Source organism: Streptomyces sp. R35 (assembly GCF_041053035.1).
Taxonomy (GTDB): Bacteria; Actinomycetota; Actinomycetes; order Streptomycetales; family Streptomycetaceae; genus Streptomyces; species Streptomyces lutosisoli.
Genome location: NZ_CP163440.1, coordinates 8101822 through 8113394, shown reverse-complemented (window position 1 = coordinate 8113394; position 11573 = coordinate 8101822). Strand labels below are relative to the sequence as shown.

The following is an 11573-nucleotide window of genomic DNA, read 5'->3' as shown; positions in this document are numbered from 1 at the left end:
GCCACGAGCGGGAACGTTTTCGGCCTGGTTGGATGTTGACCCTGGTACGACAGCTCGTCGAGCTAGAGAAGAGGCGACGTGACTACTGTTCTGACCCCCGCGAGCCCGCTGACGGCCGCTGACCGCTGCGACCGTTGCGGCGCCCAGGCATATCTGCGCGTCGTCCTCCTGAGCGGCGGAGAACTGCTCTTCTGCGCCCACCACGGTCGCAAGTTCGAGCCGGAACTCAAGAAGATCGCCGCTGAGATACAGGACGAGACGGAGCGACTGACGTCCGTTCCGGCAAGCGTCAACGAAGAAGAACGCTGACACTTCGCATCAACGACGAGCGAGTGCCGGCATCAGGCCGGTGAGCGGGCGGCCACTCCCTGGACACAGGGAGTGGCCGCCCGTACTCGTACCGCATCGCCCGTCGTACTCAGCGGCACGCCCGTACGCGTACCGCATCACCCCTGGCGCTCAGCGACACACCCGCGCTGGTACCGCGTCCATCGCCCTCAGCGGCCCCCACCGAGCGTCCGGACCACGTCCGAGACCCGCGTGTAGACCCCGGGGCTCCCGGCGCGCCCACAGCCGCTCCCCCAGGACACCAGGCCGATGAGCCGCCCCTGGGCGACCAGCGGCCCGCCGCTGTCCCCCTGGCAGGCGTCACGCCCGCCCGCGACCTCTCCGGCGCACAGCATGGACGCGGCCTCGTACGCGCCGTCCGCGCCGCCCGGATAGGCCCGCTCACAAGCGGCATCAGGAAGCACGTTCACGCGCGCGGCCCGCAGACCGCGGGCGTAGTCGCCACCACCGGTCGTATCACCCCAGCCGTAGACCACGGCGGCCGTGTCCGGCTCGTACGCGGGGTCTTTGGCGGGCGCCATACGGATGACCGAGCTCTCGGGAAGCGGGGCGGTGAGCGTGAGCACGCCGAAGTCCCCGGCGTTCGTATAGCCGTCGTAATCCGGGTTGACCCAGATGTCGCGTACCGGGATCTCCTTGCCGTCGTTCGACAGGAGGTCCCCGCGGCCCGCGATGACCTTCAGGTCACGTACTTGGCTCGGCGGCGCCCCCAGGACGTCCGCGCCCAGGCAGTGGGCCGCGGTCAGGACCGTGGACGGGCCGATCACCACTCCTCCGCAGAACTGTCCCGCGCGCGTACCCCCGAACCGGTCACGGCTGGACAGCGCCACCGTCCACGGACTCTCGGAGATCTCGACCGGATAGCCGCCGATGACAACGCTGTCGGTCGCCGCCGGAGCGGGAGACGCGAGCGGTATCACGGCTGCGGCGGCCGCGAGGGCCAGCACTGAGGCAAAGGGACGGCGCATGCGCGCTCCTCACTCCGGGATGGTCATGGAACACCCAGAGTGATTTACTACGCGCGGGCACGCACTCCGCACACGCGCTGAGGGCCCGGCTCCCCTTCGGGAGTCGGGCCCTCAGCGACGTACGGCCGAGACCTAGTCGAGGTAGTCGCGCAGCACCTGGGAACGGGACGGGTGACGCAGCTTCGACATCGTCTTGGACTCGATCTGGCGGATCCGCTCACGCGTCACGCCGTACACCTTGCCGATCTCGTCGAGGGTCTTCGGCTGACCGTCGGTGAGACCGAAGCGCATCGAGACGACGCCCGCCTCGCGCTCGGACAGGGTGTCGAGAACAGAGTGCAGCTGCTCCTGGAGGAGCGTGAAGCTGACCGCGTCGGCCGGGACGACGGCCTCGGAGTCCTCGATGAGGTCACCGAACTCGCTGTCACCGTCCTCGCCCAGCGGGGTGTGCAGCGAGATGGGCTCGCGGCCGTACTTCTGGACCTCGATGACCTTCTCCGGGGTCATGTCGAGTTCCTTGGCCAGCTCCTCCGGGGTGGGCTCGCGGCCCAGGTCCTGGAGCATCTGGCGCTGCACGCGCGCGAGCTTGTTGATGACCTCGACCATGTGCACCGGGATACGGATGGTGCGGGCCTGGTCGGCCATGGCGCGGGTGATCGCCTGACGAATCCACCAGGTGGCGTACGTGGAGAACTTGTAGCCCTTGGTGTAGTCGAACTTCTCGACCGCGCGGATCAGACCGAGGTTGCCCTCCTGGATGAGGTCCAGGAAGAGCATGCCGCGGCCGGTGTAGCGCTTGGCCAGAGAGACCACCAGACGGAGGTTGGCCTCCAGGAGGTGGTTCTTGGCGCGGCGGCCGTCCTCGGCGATGATCTCCAGCTCGCGCTTGAGCTTGGGGGCGAGCTTGTCGGCGTTGGCCAGCTTGTCCTCGGCGAACAGACCGGCCTCGATGCGCTTGGCGAGCTCGACCTCCTGCTCAGCGTTGAGCAGCGGGACCTTGCCGATCTGCTTGAGGTAGTCCTTGACGGGGTCGGCGGTGGCGCCTGCCACGGCCACCTGCTGGGCAGGCGCGTCGTCCTCGTCGTCGTCGGAGAGGACGAAGCCCTTGTTCTCGGCCCCTTCCTCCTCCTCTTCGCCGGGCTTACCGGCGCCCGGGATCTCCTCGACGGCCTCGTCGTCGACGAGCTCGGCGTCGTCCTTCTTGGCGGTGGTCTTCTTGGCCGCCGTCTTCTTGGCGACCGTCTTCTTCGCGACGGCCTTCTTGGCGGTCGTCTTCTTGGCGGCGGGCGTCGCGGACGCGTCCTCAGCCGGATCCCCGGCGACGGGCGCTGCCGAGGCGGCGGTGGCGGTGGCCTTCTTGGTGGTCACCGTCTTGGCCGCCACCGTCTTGGTGGCGGTGCGCTTGGCCGGACTCTTCGCTGCGACGCTCTTTCGGGTGCGCTTGGGCTCCGCGGCACTGACCATCAGCGTCACACCCTCTTCCTCGAGGATCTGGTTGAGGCTGCGCAGTACGTTCTTCCACTGAGTGGCCGGAATCTGGTCAGCTTCGAAGGCCCGACGCACGTCATCGCCGGCGATCTGCCCCTCAGCCTTTCCCCGCTCAATGAGCGCCATGACAGAGACGGACTCGGCGATCTCCGGCGGGAGCGTACGGGATGTGCTGGCCGACACGAACAACCTCTCGGAACGTTGGAAAACGGCTTCCGGCTCCATCCATTGTGGACAGGAACCGACGACCGCCGACTTGGGGATGGGTCGACGGCGCGGGCGGGGGCCGGGAAGATGCACAGCGCCGCAAACGGCGTCCGTATTCCCTCCTCGGCTGTCACCTCTTAGGTCATCGCGCTGTTCCGAAGAGCGTTACGCCCAATCTGCGTGGCCCGAGTCACACCCCGTAAGCGCTCAAAAGCGGCCAGATACGGTCAGAGGAGGTCAGCCGGTGGACTCATCGCCGCAGCCGACAGGTTCACCGCCCCTTCGCACCGCCGGACCCCGCCAGGTCCCAGAAGGATCCGACGGGGTCCGACGGGCGATGGTTCGCCGGCCAAGCGATGCCAGGAGAGGACACACGCCCCCGACCGCGCCGCCCTCGGTGCGCGGTCAGTGCTCGCGCGGCGCGGGCACCACGCGCTCCACCTCGGGGTGGACCGTGAGCAGTTGGCGCATGGCCGCCTCGGCCCCGGCTCCATCGGCCGCGGCGAGGGCGTCGACGATGCGGGCGTGGTGCGCGATGGAGGCGTCGTTCGGCCGGTCACAGCCTGTGACGGGTCCGCCGGAGACCTGGAGCGCGGCCGACACGATCCCGGAGAGATGCTCCAGCATCCGGTTGCCCGCGAGCTGGATGAGCAGCGAGTGGAATTCGGCGTCGGCCCGCGAGAAGGTGAGCGAGTCACCCTGCGCCATGGCGTGGCCCATGATCTCGACCATGTCGCCGAGCCGCTGCTGGACCTCCTCGCGCCCGTGCCCGGCCGCGAGGCGCGCGGCGAGCGGCTCGATGGTCCAGCGCAGCTCGCTCAGCTCGCGTCGCTGGTCGTCGCGCTGCGGGCCGAAGGCCCGCCACTCGATGATGTCCGGGTCGAGGAGGTTCCAGTCGCTGACGGGGCGTACGCGCGTGCCGACGTTCGGGCGGGCGCTGACCAGTCCCTTCGCCTCCAGGACGCGAAGCGACTCGCGGACGACGGTGCGGGAGACCTCGAACCGCTGGCCGATCTCCTCGGGGACGAGCGGGCGGTCCGCGCCCAGGTCGCCGGAGACGATCATCTGGCCCAGCTGCTGGACGAGTTGGCCGTGCAGTCCGCGTCCGCGGCTGCCCGCGGCGCGTCGGCCCACGCGGCCCAGCTCCGGGTCCGCGCTCTCCCACGCGGGGACGCCCACGCGGTCGGCGCCAGGAGCCTCGGCATAGGGGTAGCGGTCGAGTTCGCCCGGGCCGGCCAGGCCGGAGTCTGCGGAGCGGGCGGCGGTCATCATGGTCTGCGCAAGGGTACTCACGGATCCTTTGTCGGCGCTGGCTCCAACTCCCTTGAGGTCTTTGGTGAAAAGCACACGAAAGGGTGATCGCTCACCCCGTCGCAATTGACGCCTTATCGGAAAGAAATGGGCGCACTTCGGGGAGTTGTGCACACAGCGGGAACGGAAGGGCGCGGACGGTCGTCATCGGACCCTGCTCCGCAGGGTCGTGAGCAGATATGCGCAGAGCAGGGCGGTCAGCGACAACATCAGCGCACCGCCCACGGGTTGGGCGAGCACCCGCACCCCGGCTGCCAGATAGCGCTCACCTCCGAACGGCCACTGCATCAGAACCAGCTCGCGCAGCCTCCAGGGCAACCCTGCCGCGGTCCGCACAGACGGCCCCGCCAAGGCCTTATGTACGAGCGGTACGACCACGATCGGCACCGCGAGCACCGCGGCGAGCCCGGCGGTCGTGGACCGGAAGGTGCCTGCGGCCAGCACGCCCGCCCAGGCGCAGCCCACCACGAGACCAATCCAACTCGCGCCCAGCGAAAGCCAGTCCGAGGGAACTTCGGTGAGCTCCCGTCCGTAGACGAGGTAGAGCACTTCGAGGTCGCATCCCAGGGCGAGGAAGGCCAGCATCAGCGCGGTCGTCGAGGCGACAAGGAGTTTGGCGGCGAGCAGTCCCAGCCGGCGGGGGACGGTACCGCGGTCCGCGGCCAGGGCGGGGTGGCGGAACTCTTCGCCGAAGGCGATGGCGCCGAGCAGTCCCGCGCCGAGCGCGGCGGGTGGCAGGGGAAGTTCCCGCGGCCACGCGGCCAGGAGGCGCGGCTGTGGGGTGTGACCGATTCTGGCCAGGAGTACGGACAGGAGGGCCGAGGTGACGAGTACGGCTGCCGCGGTGAGATAGCCGGTGCCGACTCCGGCGGCGCGCCGCAGTTCGTAGCGCAGGGGACGCAGCGGGCTCGGGGCTTGTCGCACGGCGATGGGCGGCGGCAGCGGAGGCAGGGCGTTCGCGGCCAGCGTCTCGGCCTGGCGCGGCTCGCCCGTCTCATGGGCGTCCCCCTCGCCGGGCGGCGTTGAGACGGGCCCCATGTCGCCGATCTCGTCGGCGAGTTGGTGTACGAGGATGCCGTGCCGGAAGGCGGTCTCGCCGACGTCGGCGCAGGTGCTGCCGTACACCGAGAGCCGGTTGCCCTCCTCCCGTACGACCTCGACGGAGCGCTGTGCGGTGCGGGCCTCCTTGGTCAGCAGGGCGCTGAGCCGGACGGCGTGCGGGCTGCGGACGGCGACCCGGGGGCGGAGCCGGGTGCGCGCGAAGTCGGCGGCCTCCTGGTCGGCGACGAGCCTGCCTTCCTCCAGCGTGACGACTTGGTCGGCGGTTCGCGCGGCCTCCTTCGGGTCGTCCGTGGTGAACAGCACGGTGCCGCCCTGTGCGGCGTGCGCGCGCAGAATTCCGTGCAGCCAGCGCCCTTCGCGGGCGTCGATTGCGTCGGCGGGGGCGTCGAGGACAAGGGTGTGCGGGTCGGACAGGAGTGCGCACGCCAGGCCCAGGCGCCGGTCCATGCCGCGCGAGAGCGTGCCCAGGCGTTCGTCCCGGAGGCTGACGAGCCCGACCACTTCGAGCACTTCGTCCGCGCGTCGCACGGGCACCCCTGCGGCGGCGCACAGCATCCGGAGCTGGCTGCGGACCGTCCGCGCCGGATGGCCGGGCACCTCGCCCAGAAGCACGCCGACCTCACGCGACGGATGGGCGATCCGATGCAGCGGGCGGCCTCTGAAGTAGGTGATTCCGCGACCTTGTTGAAGTTCGAGCATGAGCTTCAGCGCAGTCGTCTTGCCTGCGCCCGGGGCTCCGAGGACCGCCGTGACGCGGCCCGCGCGCGCCTCGAAGGACACGTCGTCGACGGCGGGCGGAAGCTCCTTGCGAGGGTTGCTGGTCAGTCCGATGGCCTGGATCACTCTCAGCAAGATAGCGCGACATTTCCGGTTTTTCGGGCACCTTGAGGCTCGTCTCGGGCAGGCCTCACACCTCCTGCGAGCACACCCCGGCCCTCACCGCCGGTTCCTGCCCCCCCGCCCTGGTCAGACCTCGGGGCGCAGCATCGGCGGGTTGAGCAGCGTGGCGCCGCCCGCGCGAAAGAGCTGGGCGGGGCGGCCGCCCTGGCGCGTGGTCGTACCGCCCGTGGGCACCAGGAAGCCCGGCGTGCCCGTCACTTTGCGGTGGAAGTTGCGTGGGTCGAGCGCCACGCCCCACACCGCCTCGTACACGCGGCGCAGCTCACCGACAGTGAACTCGGTCGGACAGAAGGCGGTGGCCAGCGATGAGTACTCGATCTTGGACCGGGCGCGCTCCACGCCGTCCGAGAGGATCTGCGCGTGGTCGAAGGCCAGCGGCGCCGCCTGTTCCCCGTCGCGCCCGTAACCACCCTGCTGCAACAGCTCCTCGACAGGCGCCCAGCGCGCGCTGTTGGCGTCGCCGCCGGCCCGGGGCGCGGGCAGATCAGGAGCAAGCGCGAGATGGGCGACGCTGACGACGCGCATCCGAGGGTCGCGCTTGGGGTCGCCGTATGTCGCCAGCTGCTCCAGGTGCGCCCCGTTGTCCTGTGCGGGTGCGGACGGGTCGTGGGCGCACAGCCCGGTCTCCTCGACCAGCTCGCGCGCCGCCGCCTGGCCCAGATCCTCGTCGGGCCGCACGAAGCCGCCGGGGAGCGCCCACCGCCCTTGGAACGGCTGCTCGCCCCTCCGTACCGCCAGCGCGCACAGGGCATGGCGGCGCACGGTCAGCACGACCAGGTCCACGGTCACGGCGAAGGGCGGGAAGGCCGACGGGTCGTAGGGCATGCCGCGATCATAGTCGTCTGCCTGACGATAAACACTCCCTTCGTCAGCCGCATCCACGGTTGATCCACGTCCGTCCGGTACGGCGCCCACCGGCTGCTCCGGGTCGCCGTCCGTGGACGCTCCCCGCAAGGTCACACCCCCAACTGCAGCCCGTCGGCGGCCTCCTCGACCATGGCGAGGCCGAGCCTGCTGACGCGTACGGAGAAGGGGGCACCCGAGATCCGCAGTCCCGTCAGCCCGATCTCGCCCAGCGGCGCACCGCGGACCGGACGCAGCGTCACCGTTCCGGCCGGGGCGTCCGGGCGGATCCCGGCCAGGGAGGTGAGCAGCAGCACCCCGGCGGCCGCTGCCGTGGCCGCCGGTCGGCAGGCCGCGGGATGGGGCAGCGGGGCGCTCCCCTCCGTGCGCTGCTCCCCCGCGTACATCTCCGGCAGCCTGTGACCGAAGGCCTCGGCCGCTGCCAGTACGCCCTGCAGCAGCGAGCTCGCCTCCTTCTCGTAGCCCGCGGCAGCCAGCCCCGTGACGGCGATCGCCGTCTCCTGGACGCGCACGGCACCACCGCGATGGCCGAACGGGCTGTACGCCGCCTCCTTGGCCCCCAGGCTGCGCAACCCCCAGCCCGAATCCATGGCCGGACCGCCGAGCAGCCGCGCGAGCTGCTCGGTCTGCACCTTGTCGAGCAGACCGGGGGCCAGTACCCCGGACCCGAGCAGTCCGGTGTCGAGGAGGTGGGCGGTACCCGAACCGAGGTACGGCACGAGACGCCCGTCCGGGGCGCGGGCGGCCGCCGGTCTGCCGCCTCCCCGGTCTTCGACCCAGAAGTCGTCGCGGAACGCCGTGCGCAGCTCTTGGGCCCACTGCCGCAGCCCCGCACCACCTGGCCGACCGTGCGCGTCGAGCAGATCCGCGCCCAGGAGTGCCGCCCGGTGGGCATGCGCCTGTGTCTCGCAGCGCAGCGGCCCGCCGGGGTGTGGGTCGGGCAGATAGTTGCCGTCGGCGACGGTGGTCCGCAGCCACGTGAGGCACCGCTCGGCCGTGGGCAGCAGCTCCTCGACCTCCTGCTGCGCCAGCCCCCAGCGCCAGGCCTCCGCGAGGAGCACGGGGAAGAGCAGGGTCGCCTCGGTCGCGGTGCAGCCCGGTGGCAGGTGCGGCCCCCCGTCCCGGCGCGGGCCTGGAATCAGGCCGGACAGCGGTCCCGGTCCGGCAAGTTGGGTGCGGGCGAGAGTTCGCAGGGTGCCCGCGGCGAGGCGGGTACCGAGCGGCAACGTCATCCGTGCCGCGACAAGCGCCTCCGCCGGTGCCAGGCCGCACCGCCAGGGAGCCCCCGCCGCGAGGTGCGGGTCGGACGGATGCCGCGGGTCGCGCAGCATCAGCGCCTGGAGGTCCTCCACACAGGTACGCAGGAGTGGCCGGACCCTCGGGTCGTCGCCCGCCGCCCGGGCCCGGGCGAACGGGCTCGCCGCGCCGCGTCCCGCCGCTCTGATGAGTCCCGCACCGTCCGGCCGTACGCGCAGCTCCACGCTCCGGGTACCGCCCGGCGGCAGTTCGAGCTCCCAGCGGAGCAGTCCCGCGGAGGCCAGGGCGTCGGTGGGCGGCGGGTCGGCGGTGACGGCCGAGTGCCCCGTGGCGCAGGACCACCGCAGGCCGGAGTCGTGGACACTGGCGGGCAGTTCGGGCCCGGCTCGGCCCGAGGCGACCGAGCCGAGTTCCGCGAGATCCGTGCCGAGGGCGACCTCGACGGGCAGATGGAGGGTGCGAGAGGCCGCGCTCTGCAGGGTGATCCGCTCGGTGCCGTCCGCGTACCGCGTCCGTTCGACGAGCACATCCGGATCCGGGCCGGCGTCGGGGGATGCGCGCAGCGTCCCCACGAAGCGGGCTCGGTCGGCGGCGACCATCCGGGCCTGTACGGCGAGAGGTTCCCGGCCGGCGACCCTCACCTGGCAGCGGGAGAGCATGCGCCGCCCCGCCCGGTAGAACCCCTCCAGCCCCTGGCCGGTCAACTGCCCCTGCTCCGTGGAGATCGCCAGCCCCGGCAGGGCGACACAGATCAGAGCCGTGTGGGCGGGCGGCAGGTCCACGGTCCGGCGCGGCACGGGAAGCGACGCCTGGGGAGCCGTGGGGCCACCCGCTCCCGCGAAGGAGGCCGAGCCGTTGTCCCTTCCCGCGATCGGGGCCGACGGGTCGCCCCGGCGCGTGGCGGGCTGCGCGATCCTTCGCAAGGGCGGAAGGTCGCCGTCGGGGGCCGAGGACGGGTTGGGCAAGGGCATGGGGCAGCTTCCTCCGCGCTCGGTGCGCCTTGAGCGCGCTCGGCGCCGGGTGGGGGGCTCCGTAGGGTCGGGGGCGTTGCGGCGGCGCGGTCCGGCCACGGCTTCCGCCACTCAGGTGAACGGAGCTTCCCCGCCCGGGGTCACGCCCTCGGCCGGGGAAGCCGACCGAATGGCGGTGGGGTGGTGGGCATGCCAGGCGCCCGCTCGGCGAAAGCTCGGTGCGCACGCGGAAGCCGACGTCGGCGCTTGGAAGCACGCGCCGCTTGGCGTCCACGGGGTGGACGTGCCGTTCGCCGTCGGTGCGGCCGGAACGGCGCCCGGCCTCCGCGCGACGAGAGCAGCCCCCAGCGGCTCCGTGGGAGTCGAGCCGCGACGCGACACCGCGCCTGCACCTCACCCAGGGCGCCCCACTCGCCCTCCCAGGAGCCGGTCCCCGTGCCAGAGCCGGGCACCCGCTCACCGCACCCGAGCCGCCCCGCCCCACCCCGGTCCCGGCACTCACGCGTCCTCCCCCGAACCCTGCCGACCGCCTTCCCGCCGCGCCCGTGGCCGACCGCTCGTGCCTTCGGCCGCGCGCCCCGGCCCGTCCCCGGCGGGCGAGACCTCGTCGGTGGGCCTGCGTCGGCGATCGCTCGGTGTCCCGGGGCCGCGTCGGCTCGGACGAACTCCGCCGTTCCCCGACGGACGCGGCCGACGTCGGCGCCGGGTGGCGGCCCCGGCACCCTGCAGCCGGGGACCGGGTGTCGGGTCAGCCGATGCGAGCGGCGCCGTGAGTCCGGTGGGCTGCTCCGGATCCGCCGGGGCACGGCCGGTGCGCTCCGCGCGCAGGCAGCGGCGGATGGACTCCGGGTCCAGGCCCTCGTTGCACGCCTGGTGCAGGAGGCGGGCGAAGAGGTAGTCGGGATCGGCGCCGAGCGCCATGGCGAGGGCCTCTCGGGCCTCCAGTTCGTCCCCCGTGGACCAGGCGACCCACCCGGCGAGCGTGAGGGGTGCGGCGGCGTGCTCGCGGTAGGGGCCGACGCAGCGGCGGGACAGGGCCCGCCACAGGCGCAGGGCCGGGACGGCCTCGTCGCCTTCCATCCACTGCGCGGCGCGGTCACGGGTCGTGCGGTCCTGGAGGCCGAGGATCAGCGTGGCGGCCTCCTCGTGTTCCAGGAGTCCGTCGTCGCGCAGGTCGGCCGGACGTGTGCCGGACACCGGTGGAGCGTCTGCGAGGCGTCCGATGATCCGCCGGGCCAGTTCGAGGGCCTCCTCCGCCACCTTCGCGCGACTCTCGCCGTCCAGGATCCTCGGGACCAGAGCCATGCTCGCCATGTCGAGCGCGATCTCCTGCTCCTGCGCGGCCGCCGACTCCCAGGGAAGGAGCCTGGCCGTCAGTTCCCGCAGAGATCCGCGTACTTGAAGGCCCGCGTAGGTCGCGGCGGCGGCCAGGACGGACGTCCCGGGCAGCCCCATCGACTCGCCCTCCGGCGGACAGCACCCCTGGCCCGGGCAGGTGTACGACCAGAAGCGACCGTCGGAGATGCAGAGCGCCTCGATCACCGGGACGTCGAGGCGGCCGCATGCCGTGCGCAGCAACTGCGCGAGCGGGCGCAGACGCTCCATGACTTCCCGCCCCGATTCACCGCTGCCCGGTTCCTGGCAGAGGTACGCGACCATGCTCTCGGGCCGGGAGCCTCTGCGCTCGCTTCCCTTCACCAGCCCCTGCGCCAGCTGCTCGGCCACGGACGGCCAGTCCTCCGCGTGGGCGGGGATACCGAGCCGCGCACGGCCGCCGAACCGCCCTCGCCGCTCCCGGTCATGGAGGGCGACCAGCACGATGCTGTCCTCGGGCCGGTACCCGAGCAAGTAGGGCAGCGCGTCGGCCAGTTCGGCCGGTGTGCGCAGGGTGACCTGATGCTCGCCGCCGGGAACTCCCGGACCTCCGGGAGTGCCGGGGGTGCTGGTGACGCCGTGCCCGCACGCGGTGTACTCGCCCTGGCCGGAATGCCCGCCGGGCAGCTCGCGCCCCTCGTCCCCGGACCGACCGCCCGGCCCCCTCTGCCCGTGGCGCTCCCCACCTCCGCCATACATGCCGTGCCCGTCATGCCCGCCGAGCCCGCAGATGTCCTCGTCGCCGGACCTGCCGGCCGCTTCGTCGTGATTCGTCATGCCGTGACCATCCCGCGGATCGCGAAATTCTGCTTCGACCTGTGGA

The 11573-nt window shown here is 72.2% G+C and carries 8 protein-coding genes; 1 reads left to right on the top strand and 7 read right to left on the bottom strand.

Features of this window, described 5'->3' with window-relative positions; genetic code table 11:
* Nucleotides 1-78 precede the first annotated feature (78 nt).
* A complete protein-coding gene (locus AB5J50_RS36670; RefSeq protein WP_369262824.1) occupies nt 79-309 on the top strand; it encodes a hypothetical protein in 231 nt (76 codons plus the stop codon).
* Between the two features lie 188 nt (nt 310-497).
* Here the strand turns inward: AB5J50_RS36670 and AB5J50_RS36665 are convergent, their stop codons facing one another.
* From AB5J50_RS36665 to AB5J50_RS36635, 7 genes are all read right to left on the bottom strand, one after another.
* Nucleotides 498-1316 (bottom strand): serine protease, encoded by an 819-nt coding sequence (locus tag AB5J50_RS36665; RefSeq protein ID WP_369262822.1) that lies wholly within the window; start codon nt 1314-1316, stop codon nt 498-500.
* Between the two features lie 132 nt (nt 1317-1448).
* Nucleotides 1449-2987: an RNA polymerase sigma factor gene (locus AB5J50_RS36660; protein ID WP_369262820.1), complete on the bottom strand. Its 1539-nt coding sequence runs from the start codon at nt 2985-2987 to the stop codon at nt 1449-1451.
* Between the two features lie 429 nt (nt 2988-3416).
* On the bottom strand, nt 3417-4304 hold the full coding sequence (locus AB5J50_RS36655) for a FadR/GntR family transcriptional regulator (protein ID WP_369262818.1): 888 nt from the start codon (nt 4302-4304) through the stop codon (nt 3417-3419).
* Between the two features lie 162 nt (nt 4305-4466).
* On the bottom strand, nt 4467-6227 hold the full coding sequence (locus AB5J50_RS36650) for an ATP-binding cassette domain-containing protein (protein WP_369262817.1): 1761 nt from the start codon (nt 6225-6227) through the stop codon (nt 4467-4469).
* A gap of 123 nt (nt 6228-6350) precedes the next feature.
* Nucleotides 6351-7109 carry an NUDIX hydrolase gene (locus AB5J50_RS36645; RefSeq protein WP_327432220.1) on the bottom strand — a complete coding sequence of 253 codons (759 nt, stop codon included), beginning with the start codon at nt 7107-7109 and terminating at the stop codon, nt 6351-6353.
* A gap of 131 nt (nt 7110-7240) precedes the next feature.
* Nucleotides 7241-9376: a glycogen debranching N-terminal domain-containing protein gene (locus AB5J50_RS36640; RefSeq protein WP_369262815.1), complete on the bottom strand. Its 2136-nt coding sequence runs from the start codon at nt 9374-9376 to the stop codon at nt 7241-7243.
* A gap of 498 nt (nt 9377-9874) precedes the next feature.
* Entirely contained in the window at nt 9875-11527 is a 1653-nt protein-coding gene (locus AB5J50_RS36635; protein ID WP_369262813.1) for a DUF4192 domain-containing protein, read from the bottom strand.
* Nucleotides 11528-11573: the final 46 nt, after the last annotated feature.